Consider the following 20803-nt stretch of genomic DNA (forward strand, 5'->3'; position numbering starts at 1 on the left):
ACCCAGTATTGTCGGGCAGCTCGGGGACAGACAGCAAAATATCGCATCTAGTCAAGCAAGGCGAGGAGATCGTCCTTGGTGAGGCGGGAGACGGCGGTTCCGGTCGAGGAGGCGGCGTCGACGAAGCGCGAGGCCAAGTCGCTTTTGGCGTGCTGCAGACTCAGGATGCGCTCCTCGATGGTGTCTTTGGCTACGATCTGGTAGACGTTGACGTCCTGCGTTTGGCCGATGCGGTGGGCGCGGTCGGTGGCCTGATCCTGCGCGGCCGCATTCCACCACGGGTCGGCGTGCACGACGACGCAAGCGCCGGTCAAATTGAGGCCTGTGTTGCCGGCTTTGAGCGAGATGAGAAACACCGGCGTGTCGTCGCGGTTGAACTGATCGACCAGCTCGACGCGGCGTTTCTTCGGCGTGGCACCGGTAATGACGTCGTAATCCACGCCGCCTGCACGCAGGCGTTCGGCGATCAGATCCAGATAACTCGTGAACTGTGAGAAAATGAGCATTTTGCGACCCGCGTCCTGGCAGCTCGACACCAGCTCGGCAATGGCGTCGAGCTTCGCCGAAGCCGCCTTGCGTGATTTCCTGCCACCTGGCGCCGACCCTGCCGCCGACGATCCAGCCGCACCCAACAGCCCCAGGTCGCGCTTCGCAGCCGTCTCCTGCGATTCCTCGAGCGTGCGGGCCGGCATGCCCCACGCTTTGGCATCCGTTTCCACGACATTGCGCCCCACGTTCGCATACAGCAGCCGCGGATCGCAGCAGGCCTGCCGCAAGCGGGTGAGCTGGGCCAAGATCTGGATTTTGCCAGTGGCGAATTCGATGTCGCGTTGCTTGAGCAGCGTCGCGCGCAGCCGTTGTTCGAGCGCAGCATAGAGCCGCCGCTGCTCGCCTTCCAGCGGCACGGCAATGATGTTCTCGATCTTGTCGGGCAGGTCCTTGAGCACCGTCGACTTGAGCCGCCGCAGAATGAAGGGCCCGACGAAAGCCTGCAGCTTGCGCTGCACATCCTCGTCGCCGCTCAGGATGGGCATTTCGAAGCGCTCGCGGAAATGCGCATACGAACCCAGGATGCCAGGCATCAGAAAATCGAAGATGCTCCACAGCTCTGAAAGCCTGTTCTCGATTGGCGTGCCGGTGAGCGCGAAGCGGTGACGAGCGGCGACTGATCGCACGGCCTTGGAAGCCTTGGTCGCATGATTCTTGATGTACTGCGCCTCATCCAACACCATGCAGAAGCATTCGAGGCCTTGGTAGTCGTCTACGTCGCGGCGCAGCAGATCATATGAGGTGATCAGCACGTCGGGAATGCGATGCCCGTCATCGGTTCGCGCGGTTTGCGGCGCAGTTCGCGCGCCTTGCCAGCCGCCGCCGGCAAAACCGGATGCATCATCTGCGCCAGCAGCATCATTGCCTTGACCCGCGCGGGCATACTGCACCTTTGCCTCATCCAACATCGCACGCCGCGAAGCCTTGTTGCCGGCAACGATCATCACGCCCAGTTCGGGCGCGAACCGCTCGCATTCCGCAGCCCAGTTGTAAACCAGCGATGCCGGGCACACGATAAGGCTCGGGCCGATCTCGCGGCTTTTCGCGCGCCGGGACACCAGCAACGACAGCAGCTGCACGGTCTTGCCCAGGCCCATCTCATCAGCCAGAATGCCGCCGAACCCTTTGTCGCACACCGCATTGAGCCAACGGAACCCTTCGATCTGATACGGCCTGAGCACCGTGCGCAGCGAATCCGGCACCCGGTAGGTCCCGGGGTCGATCACGCGCAGGCCGTCGAGATAATCTTTGAACCCGTCCGATTTGTCGGCGTTGTCCACCTGATGATCGAGATAGTAGGCTTCGAATGCGGGCACGGTCACCGGGCCCTTGTCGAAAGCCGTGGCGGGCAATCCCAAATCGGACGCCAGCTCGTCAACGGCGCCGGCGTCCACGTCCCGCATGTCGATGAAAGCGCCGTTGCGCAAACGGTGGAAGCGGCGACGTTTACGGTAGCTGTTGAGCAGCCCGGGCACGTCTTCAGGGTCGATCTCATCGGCGATCGGCGAAATTTCGACCAATCCGGAGCGTAACGACAGCCCGACCCTGATATTCGGCCGCGGAGCCGACGTCAGCCCATCGAAATCCGGCGTGGAGAACACCGTGCCGAGCGAACGCAACACCGGAATACCCTCGCTGATGAGTTTGTAGATCGCCCCGTCGTCATGCTCCGGCAGGAACGCGATATCGCCTTGCGGCATGGGGAAATAATGGCGCACCGCTTCCACGGCAAGCCGTTCAACTTGTCGGTCCCGGTTCACGCCCTTGGTGACGCCGTCCATCGGAATGCCGTCGAACACATGGAAACGCCTGTCGCCGTACCGAGCTTGCAGGTCGCAGGTGACCCCGCCGACGGAACGGTCGCGGTCGAGATAAATTTCGATAACGCACGGTTCGGGCCTGCGCCGCAGGAGTTCGGCAGGCATGCGCACGCGCACGCCGCTGCCGGTCCGCCCGTTGTTTCGCCCGGCTGCATGGCCCGGGCCGCTTCCGCCGGCCGGATCCGCCGGTGCATGCCCGACCGGTTCCGCGCCGGTGCTCTCTTCTGCTGTATCTGCCGCATCCCCTTCGGCCTGGTCGCTCTCCTCCGGGTTGAGGAACGGCAGCACCGTGCGCGAGAATGCGTCCACATCATCCTGCGCGAGAAAGAGATCTCCCTCTTCGCCGTTGCCGCACAAGGCCTGTGCTACCGCGCGGTTGTCGTAGAACGCCTCCGAGCAGCGGCGGATCTGCGTGTCCCCCTCACCGTTATGCACGATGCCGGCAGCACGCACGATTGCATATTTCGAACGGCTGCCCTCGATGAAATCCTCCGCATAGCGGCTGTGGCGGATCATGAAACCGGCCGCCTGAGCCGAATCTGGCGAAGCCATGTCCGAGCCGACAGCGTCAGCCGAGGCCGCTCGGCCCTGCGCCGGCGCAGCATCCGGCGAAGCCCCGGCACGCTCGATGCTCAGGCCCAAATCAGGATCGCCGTCGCGCACCTGTACCAGCGCCGTGTTGGTTCCCGACCACAATCCGGGCGAGAGATACTCCACCGTATCGCCGGAATCGACATAGCGGTCGAGCACATCGGCGATCTCATTGTCGGAAAGCGACATCTGACCGCTGGGATTGCGCAGCCGCGGATCGTAATAATACGGCAAGATGCCACGCCGGATATCCAACGCCTTGTCGAGAATCGCAATGACTTCGCGCGAACGATCGTCGAAGGAATCCAAGGTGTGCAGAAAAGCGAGTTTCTTGCCGTAGACGATGGACTCGCGATAGTGCACCGCATGCAGCAGCGCGCTGATGTCTTTGACGATGTACGACAGCGAGCGGCTCGGCACGGAGACGCGGAGCCTCAGATACCAGCCGTCGGCGGACCGGCCGATGCCTGGGCGCAGCACGACGCTGCCGATGGGCATGCGTTGCATCGCGTTCAGCGTGTCCGCGGACGCCCGGGCCTTGGAAGTCTTGGACGACGATGACGAGGCCTCGCCATTCACCGTTTTCAGAAGCTCGAGATGCCGGCCTTTCGCCTGCTCTTTCAGCTCGCGGTCCTGATTGCCCATGAAGGTCTTCAGCAGGCGCGTAGTGGTCTGCGTCAGCGAGCGCCGCAGCGGCCCGCCCTGCAGATCGAAGTCCCGCGGGTTCTCGTTATACGCCATGACCAGCGCGATCACATGCTTGCAGCGCGCCCCGTAACGTCCGAACGCCGGGCAGGTGCAATGCGATTCGACGATATCGTCCGCCTGTTCGTCGACTACGGCAGTGACCTCGTAATCGTCTGCGTAGCCGTCGGCGCTGTCCGCGTATGCCGAGAGCAGCAGGGCATTAGGCGTCTCCTCGTCGTCTGCGACGCACATATCGTGCATGCGACCGCTGGAGATGACGTCATAGGCGCGGTAATACGCCGGCCCGCCGAGCTGTTTGAGCCTGCGATCGGATATGACCTCCTGCGCGCCGAAGGTGACGCCGCCTTCGTCATCGCCGAAGCCGGATTCCCCGTCGTCGCCATACCCACCGAACCCGCTATAGTCGCCGTATCCGCCTTCGCGGCCGGTACGCGAGCCATAGACCGAAGCATGCCAATCCAAGTGCGGCTCACAACCCCAGGAAACGCTTGATGTCGTCAAGCTCCTGCGGGCACACTTCGTGGCGCATGCCAGGATACGTATGCGCGTCCAGATCCGCGAAGCGCGCCAGCGACCCCGCGATCCCCTGTTGCTGCGCGGCCGGGATGCGCGCGTCGAGCTCCCCATAGCCCAAGAACACGCGCGGCTTGGTATCGGTGACCACTTCAGCCACCAATGAATCCTCGATTGGAGACTCATTGCCTTCTTCGGAGACAGCTGTGTCGTGGAACGCCGGAGACATGAGGACAGCGGTGTCGAATATGTCCGGATGCTCGGCCAGCAGCCGGTACGCCAGATAGCCGCCCTGCGAAAAACCTACCGGGATGATGCGCTTGCTGTGCAACAGCGTCGAATCGAGCATGTCGACGATATCATCGCCGAGCGCAGAGCACCGCTCCTGAATGAGGGAGTCGGCGCAAGTGTCGTCGTACCAAGCGTTGCCGCCCAAATATTGGCGATGAATCGGGCCGCGGAACGACTTGTAATCGGCGTCCGGGTCGATGGCTCCCAAGATGCGGATCATCTCGGATTCGTCGTTGCCATACCCGTGAAACATCACATACAGGTCGCCATCAGCGCGATGACCCGGATCGATGCTCGTTGTCGTTGTGAATCTCATACGTCCTCCCGCGGCGGTTTCGCGTCCGTCTCAACCTTTTTATTATGACAGCACCCCGCACCTTTGACATTCCTTTGCCCAGCGAGAACAGCAGCACATGCTCACACCCCTCCTCCCCCGGTAGCGAACGGCTATAGGCGACACGGGTCCACGGTGGGATACTTGCGTTATGACAAATGACTCCAGTGAAACCATCACTGCCCTCGCAGCTGACGACATTTCTGCCCCTTCGTCCGACGCCTATTTCGCTGGCGGCTGCTTCTGGGGGCTTGAGCGCTATTTCCAGGGCGTTGACGGGGTGCGCGCCACCCAAGTCGGCTACGCGCAATCCACGGTTCTCGATCCTTCCTACGAACAGGTCTGCTCAGGCGCGACCGATGCCGCCGAAAGCGTGCATGTGACCTACGATCCTTCGCAGGTGACGTTGCGCACGCTCGCGCTGCTGTTCCTCGATGTGATCGACCCGTACTCCGTGAACCGGCAGGGCAATGATACCGGACGGCAGTACCGCTCGGGCATGTTCTTCACCTCGCCGGAGCAGAAGGCGGTATTTGACACTGCTCTGCAGCAATTGGCCGTGCGCGGCCCGCGCACGCCCGCCGTCACAGTCGAAGAACTGCGCAGCTTCTATGACGCCGAGGAATACCATCAGGACTACCTCGACAAGAACCCTGGCGGCTACTGCCATATTTCGTTTGCGAAAATCGCCGATGTCGCGAACCGACAGCGCTACATCGAGCGCGTCTGGGATCTCACGCCCGAGGAATACGCAGTGACCCAAGAGGCGGCGACCGAGCGGCCTTTCGACAACGCCTACGACCAGACCTTCGAGCCGGGGATCTACGTCGATATCGTCAGCGGCGAACCGCTGTTCCTGTCCACCGACAAGTACGATTCCGGCTGCGGCTGGCCGGCGTTCTCGAAGCCGATCGACGGCACTGCGCTTACCAATCACCGCGATTCGACGATCCCTGGCCGCCCGCGCATCGAAGTGCGCACTGCGGGTTCGCAGATCCACCTCGGCCACGTTTTCGACGACGGGCCGCGCGATCGCGGCGGGCTACGGTATTGCATGAACTCGGCCTCGCTGCGCTTCGTCCCGCGCGACCAGATGCAGTCCGAAGGCTATGGAAATTATCTGGAGCTGCTCGACAAGTGAGCTGATGCACCCAGTTGTACACCCTCCGCACGCAGTTCGGCGCGCGCAGCTTCGCCTGATTCAGAGCTGACCGGGACGGTGAGATCCAAGAACACTGTCACCTCGTAGCCGAGCCGCTTCGCATCGAGGGCTGTAGCCTTCACGCAGTGGGATTCGGCGATGCCCACGACATCGACCTGATCGATTCCAGCGGCTTTCAGCGCATTGGCGAGAGTGTGTCCCGCCTGTTCCCGGGCCCTGACCTCATTGCGTGACGGGAGGGCATCGGTGTTGTCTTCGATGCCCTCGAAGCCGGAGTACGCGGCGCTGTATTGCCCCTTCTTGAAATGATGCGCTATGCCCAGCGCGGCGATAGCAGGGTGCAGCTGGGCAGTCGGCGTTGACGCCCGGCCGTGCGGAGGCCACGTGTCAACGAAATCCGGATGGTCGGAAAAATGCGCGCCGGGTTCGATATGCCAATCCTGCGTCGTGGCCATATAGGCATAGTCGCCGCGATGCCCGGACACGAACGCAGCGATGCGCTCGGCCACGACATTGCCGCCCTGCACGCCCAGCTCACCCCCTTCGCAGAACGTCGGCTGCACGTCGACGACAACAAGCGCCTTGGACATATGCCGCTCCTTATATGTAACACTCCCATGCAACGGGTCCATGCGACAGCCGACGCCGGCCGGCATGTACGCTCGACGAATGGCAACTGCCATTTCAATCTCGGAAAATCGTCAATTCTGCAATGCTCATGACCATATTAGATGACGGCGGAGCATCGTGCCAGCCTAGTCGCACTCGTCAGTTCATATGTTCAGCGAGATATCGACCGGTGACGCTGTGCCGATCACGGGCGATCTCGTCGGGCGTGCCGACGGCGACGACGCGGCCGCCCTCCTGGCCGCCACCCGGACCCATGTCGATGACGTAGTCGGCGTTAGCGATCATATCGAGATCATGCTCGATGAATATCACCGTGGCTCCGCCTTCGATCAGCCGCTGCAGCACGCGGATGAGCGTGCGCACGTCGAGCGGGTGCAGACCGGTGGTCGGCTCGTCGAGCACGAACAATGTGGTCTCCTGCCGTTTGCCCAGTTCATTGGAGAGCTTGAGCCTCTGCGCCTCGCCGCCGGAGAGCGACGGCGTATCTTCGCCCAGTTTGAGGTAGCCCAAGCCGAGGTCGGACAGCGTCTGCAGCGCCCTGTGCATCCGCGAGCGCATGGCGTTCGAGATCATCGACGGTTCGGATCGGGCATGCATGGCATGGATGTCACGCGGCTTTTCCGAATTCGCGAACGCTTCCAGCGCCTCATCTACCTCCAGATCAAGCACCTTCGGCAAACTCATGCCCTCAGGCCTGGTTGGCGTGGCTATGCGAATCCCATTCGCCTGCGCTTGATAACGGCTGCCGCCGCACACCGGGCAGGCGATCGTCACGTCCGGCAGAAACTGCACATCCAGACTGATCTGCCCGGTGCCATCGCACTGCGGGCAACGCAGCGATCCAGTGTTGTAGGAGAAGGCCGAAACCTTGAGGCCTGCTGCTTTCGCGGCATCAGTGCCGGCAAAGGCCTTGCGCAGCATATCCATGATACCCGCGTATGTAGCGAGCGTGGAACGCACGTTGATGCCGATCGGCGTCGAATCCACCAGCCGGACGCGATCGATGCCGCCGGCCTCGATCCCCGAGACATGCGCCGGGAGCGCGCTGCCGCCGGCCGCCGCCTGCAGCGCGGGAACCAGCGATTCGAGCACCATCGTCGTCTTGCCAGAACCGGAGACACCGGTGACCGCGGTCATGCGACCACGCGGTATGGCCACGTTGAGCGCATGCACGGTATGGATGGACGTGGTGGACAGACGCAGCCAATGCACGGGATCAGCGGACTGCGAGCATGGCAACCTGTGCCGCACCAGCACCGGTTCCTGCCCGGAGAGGAATCCGGCAATGCGCGAATCAGGATTGCGCTCGATCTCCTGCGGCGCGCCTTGCGCCAGCACCCGGCCGCCGCGGCCTCCCGCGCCCGGACCCATCTCGATGAAATAGTCCGCGGCTCGCAGCACACGCACATCATGGTCGACGAACACCACCGAGTTGCCGGCGGCGAGCAGATCGCGCATGACGCCGATCAGCCCTTCGATATTGGCCGGATGCAATCCGGTCGACGGCTCGTCGAGCACATAGAGCACGCCGGTCGTCTCGTTGCGCACTGCGCGGGCGAGCTGTGCGCGCTGCCGTTCACCGGTGGACAGCGAGGCGCTGGAGCGGTCGAGCGTCAGATAGCCAAGCCCGAGCTCCATAAGCCGTGCGCCCATGCCTTGCAGCGTTTCGATGAGATCATGCGCCATCGGCTGCATCTCGACCGGCAAAGTCGGCGTGATCGTCTTCGACCAGACGAGAATGTCGCGCAGCGACCATGACGTCACTTCGGCCAGGTTATCGCCGTTGATACGCGGCGCCCGGGCCGCCTCTCCCAGCCGTGTACCGCGGCAATCCGGGCATATGCGTTCGACTAGGAATTTCTCCACCTTGGACAGCCGTCGCTCGTCGCCAGCCCGCTCAAGCTCCTTGGTGACGGTCAGTCGCGCGTTGCGGAAGGTGAAATTGAGCTTGTGCACGCCTTTGACGGAAGTCAGCGTGATGTGCTTCTTCTCCTCGGGGCCGTTGAAGACGATGTCCTTCTCATGTTCGCTCAGCTCGCGCCACGGCACGTCGGTGCGCACGCCGAGTTCACGCACGATATCAGGTTGCACATTGAATCCGAACGTGCGCCATGGCACGACCGCGCCCTCGTCTATGGTCAGCGAATCATCGGGGACCAAAGTGCCATCATCCACTTCGCGCACGATCCCGGTGCCATGGCAACGCGGGCAGGCCCCGGCCGAATTGAACGCCAGGGCCTCCGCCCCGGGAGGGTCGATCGGCGCACCGCAGACCCCGCAACGCATGGGCATCTCTGCGGCAACCGCCATCGAAGGCTGCTGGTAATGCCCGTTGGGGCAACGATGTGCCGCGAGCCGCGAGAACATGAGCCGCAGCACGTTGAGCAGCTCGGTCGATGTGCCGAAGGTCGAACGCACTCCCCCAGCGCTTGGCCGCTGCCGCAACGCCAACGCCGGCGGCAGGAACCGCACCGAGTCGACCTGCGCACGTTCCGCCTGGGTCATGCGCCGTCGCGTATATGTCGACAAAGCGTCGAGATAGCGGCGCGAGCCCTCGGCATAGAGCACGCCGAGCGCCAACGAGGACTTGCCTGAGCCAGAAACGCCGGCGACGCCGACCAGCCGGTTCAGCGGTATGGAAATATCGATGTCCGCAAGATTGTGCACGCGTGCGCCCCGCACCTCGATCGCCTGCGGGATTCCATCGGCAGTTCTTGGGCGTTCCTGTGCCTTCACCGCTGACAATGCCATAACAACGCACTCCCTAGGTTCAATTGCTGCCTCTTAGCGTATCGCATTCCCGCGGGAAGGACTCGACAATATGCGCAGGCCAGCCTATAGCATTCTCTCAACCTCGGAATTCCGCCATTCGAACTGCCATGGGCCTGCCTATGTGCCGTATCACCGATAAGAAGGTTTAACGCCCATTGCGGAAGGGGCCCAAACCTTTGCCGCCACGGGAATGACGAAAACCGGACGCCGTGCGCGAGGGGCGCCCCGAAGCATTCCTTGCACTGCTGCTGCCGCGTCGGTTTGAGCCTGCACGTTCGCCGCGGGTTGCGCCTCGTCTATCGCCCTGATCGGACTCGAAATAATCGTTATGACGTTCGTCGCGGCGATCATCATGGGCACCCCGCCGGCGATGTCCGCCATCGCGCGAACCGCCCCGGCCGTCCTGATCGTAATCGAAATCGTCACGGCGGGAGCCGCCACGGCCCCCAGTGCCCGCACGCGAACCACGGGAATTGCGTGAACCGCGCCCATCGCCGTACTCCGGACCGCGATGGGCAGACCCGTTTCGAGCTCCGCGGCGACGCTTGGAACCGTTGCCGGAACCAGCCTGTTGCTGCGCAGGCGCGCTCAATGCCCAACCCTTGACCAGCGGAGCATGTTCTCCCACCAGGTCATCAAGCTCGGGCGAAGCGGGAGTCACTTCCACGGAATGCACATGAATGCCGGCGCGCCGCAGCATGTCGCGCGCGTCACGATGTTGCTCGGGCAGCACCAAGGTCACCACATCTCCGCTTTCGCCGGCTCGGGCCGTCCGCCCAGAGCGGTGCAGGAAGGATTTGGGATCCTCCGGCGGCTCGGTCTGCACGACCAGCTCCACGTCGCTCACGTCGATGCCGCGCGCCGCCACATCGGTGGCGACCAGCACACGCACCTCGCCATCCGTGAACGCCGCCAGATGGCGATCGCGCTGATTCTGCGAAAGGTTGCCCTGCAGGTCAACGGCCGGGATGCCGCCGTCTACGAGCTTCTTGGCCATTTTCTTGGCCTGGTACTTGGTTCGGGTGAACAGGATACGCTTGCCCATGCCGGAGGCGAGAATGCGAATGACCTCATGCTTGTTGCCCTGCGACACCGCGAACACGTGATGGGTCATCGTGTCGACATGCGACTCGGCGGAGTCAACGGAATGAATTCGCGCATCGGTCAGAAAGCGCCTGACCAGCTTGTCGACGCCGTGGTCGAGCGTGGCGGAAAACAGCATGTGCTGCCCCTCCCCGTCGACCTGCTCAAGCAGGCGCGAAACCGCCGGGAGGAAGCCCATGTCCGCCATCTCGTCGGCCTCGTCGAGCACGGTGATCTCCACTGAATCCAGCGAGAGCAGCCGCTGATGCAGCAGGTCCTCAAGCCGGCCCGGGCACGCCACGATGATGTCCGCGCCATCGCGCAGCGCGGAGACCTGCCGGTTCTGGTTGACGCCGCCGTAAATCGTCGTGGTCGTCATATGATAGGCGCGCGCAAGCGGCGCGATCACTTCGTCGATCTGGTTGACCAGTTCGCGGGTCGGAGCAAGCACCAGCCCGCGCGGCCGAGGCAGCAACGCCTGCGCCTTGGAGCGGGAATCGCCATGTTCGCGCCAATGCTCGAAACTGCGGATGGCGGATTCGCTGCCGCTGCTCTGGCTGAGCCGCGTGACCAGCGGTATCGCAAACGCCAGGGTCTTGCCCGAGCCGGTCTGGCCACGGCCGAGCAGATCGCGCCCCGCCAGCGAATCGGGGAGCGTATCGACCTGAATCGGGAAGGCGGTGGTTTTGCCGTCAGCGGCAAGCACGCGCACCAAGGGCTCGGGCACGCCGAGCTCAGCAAACGTCACATCACGGTTGTCGAACAGGGAGCTGGACTCAGCATCCTCATCGAGTCCGGACACATCGTCGCGAGCGTTAGCATCGGCATCGTCATAACGATCAGAATAAATATTTACATCGGAAACGGAAAGAAGTTTCGGCACAATAGCCTTTCACACACTACATATATTAATGACATACGCTGAAGCCGTCTCTCACGTGTTCGCGGCATCTTCCGCGCGACGACTTCCTACGAGTAATTCAGTGTATCAACATGGCCTGTCATCGGGAATGACCATGCAAAGACGCCGGCTTCACGTGTCAGTTCGTCTTCGCTCTGCCGCCTTCATGGCCGGCTGAAGTACTCGTCGCACGTGATGCGCCTGATCGCTTCGTCCCTATACACCTCGCCCGGCAGCAGCGGCATCCGTACGTGCTTGGCGACCCGCACCCAGGACAGCCCCAGTTTGTCCATGACCCGTTCGGACTTATGGTTGTCGACATTATGGGTACCCCAGATGGCGGCGAGCTGCAGATCTTGAAAACCGTGGCGCAGCACCTCGCGAGCCGCCTCGGGAACAAGACCCTGCCCCCAGTACGGCTCACCGATCCAATACCCCAATTCCATCGCGTCGGAAGGCTTGTCATCCCCGGAGCACACCCTATCTGACAACGCTATCAAACCGATGCTGCCGATCGGTTCGCCAGTCTCCTTAAGCACTACGGCATAGTTCTCCGGAGCTGCCAGCACATCGCGAATGACCTCCATGCTGTTTTCGATGCTGGTGTGCACCGGCCACGCCCCTGAAGGCCCCACATGAGGATTGCTCGCATAGCGAAACAGTGCCTGCGCCTCATCCCGGTCATTCACTTTCCATGGCCGCAGGATTAGCCGCTCGGTCGTCAGCACTGCCCTTTCAGCGGCATTTCTGTTTTCATCGCTCATGGCCGTTATCGTAGCAACCGGCACACTACAGCCACAGACCGCACGTATCATTGGGTCATTGGGTCATTGGGCGGAACTCATCACGAGACATTGCAAAGGACCGCCAAATTCGTTACGTGCCGTTTTCGCTGCGAAATCCGGTTCCGATGCCATGCCCGTTGCCGGACTATTCAGCTCATGCACGAATAAACTACCAGATCTTTTCGATACAGTGATGTAAGACCAGATAATCAAATACAGACATGAAAGGCACCCGATGACGCAAGACACACCGGCAGCAGACTCTGCTCCAGAAACGATCGGTTCGGCGGCAGCAGCAACCACCATCTACGATTTCACGGTGACAGCGCAGGACGGCAGCAGGAAATCGCTAGCCGATTACCGAGGCAAGGTACTCTTGGTCGTCAACACGGCGACCGGCTGCGGATTTACGCCGCAATACGAAGGCCTTGAGGCGCTGTACAGGAAGTACAAGGATCAGGGCTTCGAGATCCTCGACTTCCCCTGCAACCAGTTCGCCGGCCAGGCGCCCGGCACCGACGAGGAGATCCACGAGTTCTGTGTGGGGCGATTCGCGATGACCTTCCCGCAGTTCTCCAAAATCAACGTCAACGGCAAGGAGGCCGACCCGCTGTACGCCTGGCTCAAATCGCAGCAGGGCGGCGTGGCCGGCAGCCGCATCAAATGGAACTTCACCAAATTCCTCATCGATCGCGCAGGCCATGCCGTGAGCCGTTTCGCCTCGCAGACTACGCCGGAGGAACTGGACGGCAATGTGGCCGCGTTGCTATAGCTGCCGTATCGACCATAGAACCGTGAGCATCTTTCACGCAAACGGCGCGGCATCTCCTTGTTGCGCCGTTTTGGTAGCCTGTACTCATATGGTGGGTTGATACGAACTCTTACATTTCATTGCACTAGATTCAAGAAGGATAGGATGCAGCTTGGCTGTATTTGTATTACAGATGATCAACGCGCGCAAGGCATACGGCGACCGCGTGATCCTCGACAACGTGACTCTGAACTTCCTGCCCGGGGCCAAGATCGGCGTGGTGGGGCCCAATGGCATGGGCAAGTCGACGCTGCTCAAGATCATGGCAGGCCTCGAAACCGTGTCGAACGGCGAGGCCTACGTCACGCCGGGCTATTCGGTCGGCATTCTGCAGCAGGAGCCGCCGCTGGACGAGACGAAAACCGTCGGCGAAAATATCAAGGAAGCCTTCGGCGGCATTTACGACAAGGTCACGCGCTTCAATGAGATCGGCGAGGAAATGGCCAATCCCGACGCCGATTTCGATGCGCTGATGGAGGAAATGGGTACCCTGCAGACGCAGATCGATGCCGCCAACGGCTGGGACCTCGATTCGCAGCTCGAGCAGGCGATGGACGCGCTGCAATGCCCCGATCCGGACACTCCGGTCACGCAGTGCTCAGGCGGCGAGCGCCGACGCGTGGCGCTGTGCAAGCTGCTGCTCGAGGCGCCCGACCTGCTGCTGCTCGACGAGCCGACCAACCATTTGGACGCCGAATCGATCCTATGGCTCGAACAGTTCCTGCATCAGTACAAGGGCGCGGTCATCGCCGTCACCCACGACCGGTACTTCATGGACAACGTCGCCGAGTGGATCTGCGAGGTCGACCGCGGCCAGCTCTACCCGTACAAGGGCAACTACTCCACGTATCTGGAGACCAAGGCCAAGCGCATGGAGGTCCAAGGCGCGAAGGACGCCAAACTTGCCCGCCGCCTCAAGAACGAGCTCGACTGGGTGCGCAGCTCCCCCAAGGCGCGCCAGGCCAAGAACAAGGCCCGTCTGGAGCGTTACGACCAGATGGAGACCGAGGCGCGCAACTCCAAGAAGCTCGACTTCTCCGAGATCCAGATCCCGCCGGGGCCGCGCCTGGGCTCGCAGGTGCTCGAAGCCAGGCACATCCACAAGGCGTTCGGCGATCGCGTGCTCATCGACGACCTGTCGTTCACGCTGCCGCGCAACGGCATCGTCGGCGTCATCGGCCCGAACGGCGTGGGCAAGTCCACTCTGTTCAAGACGATCGTCGGCCTTGAGCCGCTCACTTCGGGCGAGCTGAACGTGGGAGATACAGTCAAGATCTCCTATGTCGACCAGAACCGCGAAGGACTCGACCCGAACAAGAACCTGTGGGAGGCGGTCTCCGGCGGGCTCGACTTCATTCAGGTCGCCGGCGTCGAGATGCCTACGCGCGCCTATGTGGCAAGCTTCGGCTTCAAGGGCTCCGACCAGCAGAAGATGACCGGCGTGCTCTCTGGCGGCGAGCGCAACCGCCTGAATCTCGCGCTGACGTTGAAGCAGGGCGGCAATCTGCTGCTGCTTGACGAGCCGACCAACGATTTGGACGTGGAGACCTTGGAATCCTTGGAGAATGCGCTTATCGAGTTCCCCGGATGCGCCGTGGTCATCTCCCATGACCGCTGGTTCCTCGACCGCATCGCCACGCATATCCTCGCGTGGGAGGGCGACGACGAGCACCCGGCGAACTGGTACTGGTTCGAAGGAAACTTCCAGGCCTATCAGGAAAACAAAGTCGCCCGGCTCGGCGAGGAGGCTTCGCGCCCCCACCGCCTGCACCGCAAGCTCACGCGGTAACCCGCCTCGCTCCGGCGACCATTGCCAATGGCCGGCTGATTCCTATCCGCAGGATCAGCCGGCCATTTACGTATATGTTTGTTAGCTGATGACATCGCTTCGACAAGGCAAGTCCGTACCACCGTTTTCCATCGGAAATCCTTGGTGCGCGTCGATTGTACATACGCCTGTTACACAATATCGAACGCGATTTTACCTGCGCCCGATAGGCTGATGCTGCAATCCAATGGACGGGCATTGGGCGGGAGCCCCGGCCTCGGTTGGTATAGGATATAGCACTGAACGATCGAAGTAGAGGACTCGGCATGGCACAGACGGCACAGCAGAAAACACTCACCCCATTGGAACACTTGGTCAAAGTGCTGCGGTTGGGCGAGCCGTCGCAGTATCGCGGCCATACCTATATCAACGGCGAAAGCCTGTATTTCCCCACCGGCCGGGTGTATGGCGGCCAAGTCATCGCGCAGTCGCTGATAGCCGCATCCAAGACCGTTGTGCCATCACGCCTGCCGCATTCGATTCATGGCTATTTCATCACCGCGGGAGACACCCGGCAGGATCTGCTATTCGACGTGGAATCGCTGCGCGACGGGCGCTCGTTCTCGGCACGTCGGGTGAATGTGACGCAATCACAGGGCGCGATCCTCACCGCCATTGCCAGTTTCCAGGAGCAGGGCCAGTCAGGCGTCGAGTTCGCCGACCCCATGCCGCAGGACATCCCCGGCCCCGATGGTCTGGCCAGTGCGAAGGAGCTCATGACGCCTTTTGCCAAACAGTCGTCCTTTGCAGATTATTACGCCGAGAAATCGCCCTTCGACATCCGCCATGTCACCCAGACCATCATGCTCCAGGCCGACGAGCAAAGCGCCGAGCACGATTCCGGCAAGCAGCTGGTATGGATGAAGGTCGACGGCACGGTTGATGTGCCGCAGGTGTTCCACCGCGCGATGTTGGCGCTGGGCTGCGATCAGGTGATGATGGAGCCGGTGCTGCGCCGCGCCGGCCTAAGCGTGTCGACGCCGGGAATCTCCTACGCTTCCATTGACCACTCGATGTGGTGGTACCGTGACATCGACATCAACAACTGGCATCTCTACGTGCAAGACACGCCCACCGCCGCGCATGGCCGCGGGCTGGGCAACGCCAAGGTGTATACGCAGGACGGGGATCTGGTGGCCGTCATGTCGCAGGAAGCCATGATCCGCGTGCCAGCGGCGGCGTAAGCGAAAGGCCCGGCGCAGTTTTCGTAGCCGGGGCCAACGATGGGGTCCACCCTAATTTCCAGCACTACGGCATCCCGCAGCTAGAGTCACGTCTCCTGCAGTATCCCTGTCCTATGCGGGTTTTTCCTCGTTCGAGCATCGTCATATGGTATGTCTCCCGCACTATCGCTTACCTGATGCGGATATGCCATACAACCGATCCGACACAGCACAGCGCCCGCATAACGTTTGCCTTAGTGCGGGAATTGCACGCAAGCTTGGTCCCACGCCGACTGCCGATGCACCAGACAATGGCCAGATATGAATCCAGGATCCGGGCATGGCCACCGGCTCAGACAGCCAGCGCGGGGATCTGCCGTAACGTGACGAGTACTTCGCTGCCGATGCCTATGCCGGCGGGAAGCTGATTTTCAGGTAGCTGCACAGTGACGCTCAGCGGCTCGCCGCCATTCCATCGCTGCCAGTCGTCAGACGCCACAACAGTATCCACGCGAACCAATGCGCCAAGAAAATGAATCATCGTTATGCGGGCCCGTACCCCGACACCGGTGAGGAAGGTTGCAGCGTTCGAAATGGCGGCATTGCCGCCCGCCCCGTGTGAGTCGATGACGCCATCAGCCCCGTTCGAGCCAGCCACCGAAAGTGTTAGCGACTCCGGGCGAACCAATACGACGCGCGCCCTACCGCTTTGCGATCCAGGAAGCAGATCGATCCACTGCCCGAACACCTTCGCGTGCCGGCCATCGCAATCGCCTGGCAGGCGATTGGTCAGGCCGATGAACGTGGCGACGTATTCGCTCGCCGGACGCTGGTAGAGCGCTTTCGGCGCGTCTATCTGTTCAATGCGGCCATGGTTCATGACGCCGATCCGGTCGGCGATGGCCAGCGCCTCCTCTTGGTCATGGGTGACGAACAGCGTCGTCGTGCCGGTTTCGAGCTGGATACGGCGTATCTCATCGCGAAGCTGCACGCGAACCTTGGCGTCCAAGGCAGAAAGCGGCTCGTCCAGGAGCAGCACGTGCGGAGAGACGGCGAGCGCCCGAGCCAAGGCCACGCGCTGCTGCTGGCCGCCGGACATCTGTTGCGTGTATTTGTCCGCCTGATCGCCCAAACCCACCAGCTCGAGCTTCTCCTGCGCTATTGCCCGCCGCCTCGCCTTGCCAACGCCGTGCACTTCGAGACCAAATTCGATGTTCTGCAGCGCCGTCATGTGTGGAAAGAGTGAGTATGCCTGAAACACCATGGCCATATTGCGCCTGTTCGCCGCGACGCCAGTCAGGTCGCAGCCCGCGACCATGATGCGTCCGGCCTGAATATCCTCCAGCCCGGCGAGCGCGCGCAACGCTGTCGACTTGCCGCAACCCGAACCGCCGAGGAGCACGACCAGCTCCCCTGCCCTGATGTCCAGATTGAAGTCATCCAATGCTTTGGACAACGCGCCGGGATAGGTTTTGTCGATGTGCTGCATGCGGATGCCAGCCACGTCGGCCTTGTCTCTTGCATCTCTCGCGCTGCGGTCTGTTGCGCCGGGAAGCCGGCCTATCCGCATTGAAGTGGTCTGCAGAGGGTTCGCCCGCGCTGCAATGGTCTGCTCCGCAGCCGTCTGTACAATAATCGCCGTGCGGCTTTTGCTAGTCGACATCAGTCACGTTCCTTATGCTTGTTCATCACCCCTGCGATGGCGTCTATCGTCAGCAGGAGCAGCACCCCGAAGGCCATTGCCAGCAGCGACATGGCAGTGGATACCTGTGAATTGGATTGCCCGAGCTGGTAGAGCGCGACCTGCAGGTTCATGCGTCCCAGCAGCGAAGCCACGGTGTATTCGCCCAGCACCACAGCGATCGAGATGAACGACGAAGAGAAGACGGCTTGCCACAGATTCGGGATGATGACGCGCACGAAAATCTTCGGCCACGGGGCGCCCAAGGAGCGCGCAGCCTCGGACAAAGTTACGACGTCGATGGAATTCAGCCCCACGGCCAGTGCACGGAAGGCGTAGGGCATGACCAGAATCACATAGGCGAAGCACAGCCAGATCGGATTCGTGCTCAGCACGTCGGCCGAAAGCCAACGGTAGATTGGTCCCAGCCCGACGACCAGTACGATGGCAGGGATGGTCAGCGGCAACGTGGCCACCCATTCCATCGCCCGTTCGAGCGTTCGCGAGCGGATATGGACGATCACCATCGCCGGCAGCATGAGCAGCAGCATAGTCGCCGCTGTGACTGCACTCAGGGCGAGTGAATAGCCCAAGCCCTGCCACAGAATGCTCAGATCCGTGCCTGGACTGTCGCCGCTCCCGGTGAAAATAGCCTGCCACGCACTCAGGCTCCATCGACCAGACAGCGGCTGGCGAACGGTGAACAGGAGCATCGAAAGCAATGGTACGAACAGAAACAGCAAGGTGAGCGTCAGAATGACAGTCTTGACGACCTGCTGCCTGCGTATCGCACGCGCACGCAGCTGCGGAGGCGCTGCAAGCGTCATGCCATCGTCCCCAGCCATATTCACAACCATCGCCCGGCCCTCTTTTCCACAGCGTGGCTGGCCATCATCACCAACGACATCACCACGATCATGGCGAAGGCGAGCACTTGCGAGAAGCCCTGCTGATTCGCATCCAGCTCGTTGCGGATGACGCCCTGGATCATCAGCGGAATCAGAATGGAGCGTTGCGAGAAGAGCGCCGCCGCAGTGGCATAGGCGGAAAAAGCGTTGGCGAACAGCAGCAGCAACGCCGAAATGAAACAGGGAGCCAGAATAGGCCCCGCCACGCGGGTCCAATACTGCCAGGCGCTGCCACCCAGATTCTCGGTCGCTTCGCGCCACTGCAGGCGTATCGAATCGACCGCAGGCAGAAAGATGATAATCATGAGCGGAATCTGAAAATAGCAATAGATCATGATCAGCCCAGGCAATGAGCTGAGCCAATTCGGATTGACAGTCAAGCCCAGCAGCTGCTTGATCAGCATTGTGCCGACGCCATTGATGCCGAAGGTCGCAATGAAGGCGAAGGCCAGCATCACACCGCCGAATTGGGCGAGCGTGGACGAAATCGCCGTGATGATGCGGCGAGCGATGCCGTTCGGCCGTGAGCCGATCACCAGCGCATAGGCGGCGAGCGCCCCTACGATGGCGCCAATAAGCGCGGAAACCAGGGAAACCGCAATCAAAGTGCCCAGGCTGATCAGCGTATTGCGCTCGGCAAGACGGGCGAAATTGGCCAGAGTCAGGCCGCCGTCAGCCGCTTCGAACGCGCCGACGACCACGATAAGCGTCGGAACCAGCAGGAAGCAGGCGCTGTAGGCGAAGAACGGCAGCGTGACGGCAATAGCGCCAAGCTCATTGCGGTGGCTCGAAAGCGACGGTATACGGGACGAACCCGCTGTTGCCGCAGCGGGTTTGCCTTGCGGGAAGCTGGCGGTCATCGCTCAGTTGCCGATCGTCTTGTCCCAGTTGCCCTGCAGCCACTGCGTAATGCGCGTGGAGTCGTCGTTCGTATAGGTGACAGGATCGCCTTCGAGCTTGGTGGTGGAGGCGAGGATGGACTTGTCGACGGTTCCATCTTTCTCCATGGCGGCAAGCAGCACCGGGTTGGAACCGCCTTTGAGCCAGAGGTTCTGGACCTGCGGCGTGTAGAGGTACTCCTCCCACAGGCGCGCGGCGGCCGGATGCGGCGCGCCCTTGTTGATCGCCTGGTTGTAGTAGCTCACCACCTGTGCATTCGGGAAGGTCTTGTACTGCCAGTTCACGCCTTTGGATTTCAGCGACTTCTGGTAGGAGGCCTGGTTGTAGGTCCAGTCGAAGACTACTCCGGTCTGGCCTGAATCGATGGTGCCGTCGGTGACGTCGACCTGAGTGAGGTTGCCCGCGTCCTTGAGCTTCTTGAAGAAGTCCAGTCCGGGCTGGAGGTTGTTGATGTCGCCGCCCGAGAGCTGGTTCGCCATGACGAAGCCGTTGAACGCCGCCCCGGCCTCCGCAGGCTTGCCGTTAAGCGCCACGGTGCCTGCGAACTTGGGGTCGAGCAGATCGTCGAGGCTGCTGATATCGCCATATTTGTCCTCGTTCCAGCCGATTGACATGATGCCGGTGTAGTCAGCGAAATACAGTCCAGTGGATTCTTTGAGCGCATCGGGTATCGAATCCCAGGCCTGTACCTTGTACGGCGCGAACGAATCGGTGTTGGTCGAAGCGACGGCGAGGCCGATGTCGAAGATGTCGGGCGCCGCGTCCGTGCCCTTGTTTGTCTTCGCCGCATCGATCTCCTCCTTGGAGGAGGCGTTCGGATTCTGCTCGTTGACCTTGATCTTCGGATATTTCTTCTGGAACCCGGCGATGATCTCGCCGTAATTGGACCAGTCGTGCGGCAGGGCGATGACGTTGAGTGACCCTTCCTTTTCGGCGGCGGCCTCAAGGTCGGCAAGCGAGCCGAAATCGGACAATGATGTGGCAGTGGCGGATTTGTCATCCGTTGATGCGGCCTTGCCCGAGCCGCCGGCGGAATCGTTGCCGGAGCCACATGCGGCGGCCGTGACAAGCACCAAGGCCGCCATGGAACCGGCAGCCAATTTACGCAACGAAATCATCAGGATAGTTCCTTTCCTCGAACCTCAGGACGGGCGATTCGCGGCTCATATCCGCGAAGCCATACCTATGCCAAGGAATGAGGCTAATCACGTTATGCAACGGGGCGCTGACTTAGAGATGAACGGCAGTGAGGTGGACTGGGTTTTGTTCCCTGTGTTTTATTGGGTGACTGGTGTCACTTGTGATTGATAGTAGCGTGCTTCCACTTCGGCTGGTGTCTGGTAGCCGAGGTGTTCGTGCAGGCGTTCCTGGTT

14 protein-coding genes are annotated in these 20803 nt (G+C 61.6%); 4 read left to right on the top strand and 10 right to left on the bottom strand.

Features of this window, described 5'->3' with window-relative positions; genetic code table 11:
* Window positions 1–47 precede the first annotated feature (47 nt).
* Entirely contained in the window at window positions 48–4130 is a 4083-nt protein-coding gene (locus tag LKG04_RS04525) for an SNF2-related protein (protein ID WP_291761563.1), read from the bottom strand.
* Window positions 4131–4137: 7 nt separating this feature from the next.
* Complete coding sequence (locus tag LKG04_RS04530) at window positions 4138–4788, bottom strand: alpha/beta hydrolase (protein WP_291761449.1); 651 nt, start codon at window positions 4786–4788, stop codon at window positions 4138–4140.
* A gap of 169 nt (window positions 4789–4957) precedes the next feature.
* Between LKG04_RS04530 and msrA the strand changes: the two genes are divergently transcribed.
* Window positions 4958–5947: a peptide-methionine (S)-S-oxide reductase MsrA gene (gene msrA, locus LKG04_RS04535; protein WP_291761447.1), complete on the top strand. Its 990-nt coding sequence runs from the start codon at window positions 4958–4960 to the stop codon at window positions 5945–5947.
* On the opposite strand, the gene LKG04_RS04540 is transcribed toward msrA, so the two are convergent.
* The 4 genes from LKG04_RS04540 to LKG04_RS04555 all read right to left on the bottom strand — a co-directional run bounded on the left by LKG04_RS04540 (window position 5923) and on the right by LKG04_RS04555 (window position 12118).
* Complete coding sequence (locus tag LKG04_RS04540; RefSeq protein ID WP_291761445.1) at window positions 5923–6558, bottom strand: isochorismatase family protein; 636 nt, start codon at window positions 6556–6558, stop codon at window positions 5923–5925. The two genes, msrA and LKG04_RS04540, sit on opposite strands and share 25 nt — an antisense overlap.
* A 178-nt stretch (window positions 6559–6736) precedes the next feature.
* The gene (locus LKG04_RS04545) at window positions 6737–9349 is read right to left on the bottom strand and encodes an excinuclease ABC subunit UvrA (protein ID WP_291761443.1); all 2613 of its coding nucleotides are present in this window, start codon (window positions 9347–9349) and stop codon (window positions 6737–6739) included.
* A gap of 166 nt (window positions 9350–9515) precedes the next feature.
* The gene (locus LKG04_RS04550; protein ID WP_434734889.1) at window positions 9516–11336 is read right to left on the bottom strand and encodes a DEAD/DEAH box helicase; all 1821 of its coding nucleotides are present in this window, start codon (window positions 11334–11336) and stop codon (window positions 9516–9518) included.
* Window positions 11337–11518: 182 nt separating this feature from the next.
* The gene (locus tag LKG04_RS04555) at window positions 11519–12118 is read right to left on the bottom strand and encodes a GNAT family N-acetyltransferase (RefSeq protein WP_291762593.1); all 600 of its coding nucleotides are present in this window, start codon (window positions 12116–12118) and stop codon (window positions 11519–11521) included.
* A gap of 256 nt (window positions 12119–12374) precedes the next feature.
* Between LKG04_RS04555 and LKG04_RS04560 the strand changes: the two genes are divergently transcribed.
* From LKG04_RS04560 to LKG04_RS04570, 3 genes are all read left to right on the top strand, one after another.
* Window positions 12375–12911 carry a glutathione peroxidase gene (locus tag LKG04_RS04560; protein ID WP_291762591.1) on the top strand — a complete coding sequence of 179 codons (537 nt, stop codon included), beginning with the start codon at window positions 12375–12377 and terminating at the stop codon, window positions 12909–12911.
* A 151-nt stretch (window positions 12912–13062) separates the two neighbouring features.
* Window positions 13063–14739, top strand: a complete 1677-nt coding sequence (ettA, locus tag LKG04_RS04565) for an energy-dependent translational throttle protein EttA (RefSeq protein ID WP_291763331.1) — start codon at window positions 13063–13065, stop codon at window positions 14737–14739.
* A gap of 305 nt (window positions 14740–15044) precedes the next feature.
* Window positions 15045–15962, top strand: coding sequence for an acyl-CoA thioesterase (locus tag LKG04_RS04570; protein WP_291762586.1), 918 nt, complete (start codon window positions 15045–15047; stop codon window positions 15960–15962).
* Between the two features lie 331 nt (window positions 15963–16293).
* On the opposite strand, the gene LKG04_RS04575 is transcribed toward LKG04_RS04570, so the two are convergent.
* The 4 genes from LKG04_RS04575 to LKG04_RS04590 are packed head-to-tail and all read right to left on the bottom strand — an operon-like array spanning window position 16294 to window position 20548.
* A complete protein-coding gene (locus LKG04_RS04575) occupies window positions 16294–17604 on the bottom strand; it encodes an ABC transporter ATP-binding protein (RefSeq protein ID WP_434734869.1) in 1311 nt (436 codons plus the stop codon).
* Window positions 17604–18467 carry an ABC transporter permease gene (locus LKG04_RS04580; RefSeq protein WP_291762583.1) on the bottom strand — a complete coding sequence of 288 codons (864 nt, stop codon included), beginning with the start codon at window positions 18465–18467 and terminating at the stop codon, window positions 17604–17606. Before LKG04_RS04580 ends, LKG04_RS04575 begins: the two co-directional genes overlap by 1 nt.
* Before the next feature lie 2 nt (window positions 18468–18469).
* On the bottom strand, window positions 18470–19390 hold the full coding sequence (locus LKG04_RS04585; RefSeq protein WP_291762580.1) for an ABC transporter permease: 921 nt from the start codon (window positions 19388–19390) through the stop codon (window positions 18470–18472).
* Window positions 19391–19393: 3 nt separating this feature from the next.
* On the bottom strand, window positions 19394–20548 hold the full coding sequence (locus LKG04_RS04590; protein ID WP_291762577.1) for an ABC transporter substrate-binding protein: 1155 nt from the start codon (window positions 20546–20548) through the stop codon (window positions 19394–19396).
* Window positions 20549–20803 lie beyond the last annotated feature (255 nt).

Origin of the sequence: Bifidobacterium sp. (assembly GCF_022640935.1) — a bacterium.
Classification (GTDB): domain Bacteria; phylum Actinomycetota; class Actinomycetes; order Actinomycetales; family Bifidobacteriaceae; genus Bifidobacterium.

Coding starts and splice junctions, on each gene's coding strand:
- LKG04_RS04530 (WP_291761449.1), bottom strand. CDS start 4,788: ATGAGATTCACAACGACAACGAGCATCGATCCGGGTCATCGCGCTGAT.
- msrA (WP_291761447.1), top strand. CDS start 4,958: ATGACAAATGACTCCAGTGAAACCATCACTGCCCTCGCAGCTGACGAC.
- LKG04_RS04540 (WP_291761445.1), bottom strand. CDS start 6,558: ATGTCCAAGGCGCTTGTTGTCGTCGACGTGCAGCCGACGTTCTGCGAA.
- LKG04_RS04545 (WP_291761443.1), bottom strand. CDS start 9,349: ATGGCATTGTCAGCGGTGAAGGCACAGGAACGCCCAAGAACTGCCGAT.
- LKG04_RS04555 (WP_291762593.1), bottom strand. CDS start 12,118: ATGAGCGATGAAAACAGAAATGCCGCTGAAAGGGCAGTGCTGACGACC.
- LKG04_RS04560 (WP_291762591.1), top strand. CDS start 12,375: ATGACGCAAGACACACCGGCAGCAGACTCTGCTCCAGAAACGATCGGT.
- LKG04_RS04570 (WP_291762586.1), top strand. CDS start 15,045: ATGGCACAGACGGCACAGCAGAAAACACTCACCCCATTGGAACACTTG.
- LKG04_RS04575 (WP_434734869.1), bottom strand. CDS start 17,604: ATGTCGACTAGCAAAAGCCGCACGGCGATTATTGTACAGACGGCTGCG.
- LKG04_RS04580 (WP_291762583.1), bottom strand. CDS start 18,467: ATGGCTGGGGACGATGGCATGACGCTTGCAGCGCCTCCGCAGCTGCGT.
- LKG04_RS04585 (WP_291762580.1), bottom strand. CDS start 19,390: ATGACCGCCAGCTTCCCGCAAGGCAAACCCGCTGCGGCAACAGCGGGT.
- LKG04_RS04590 (WP_291762577.1), bottom strand. CDS start 20,548: ATGATTTCGTTGCGTAAATTGGCTGCCGGTTCCATGGCGGCCTTGGTG.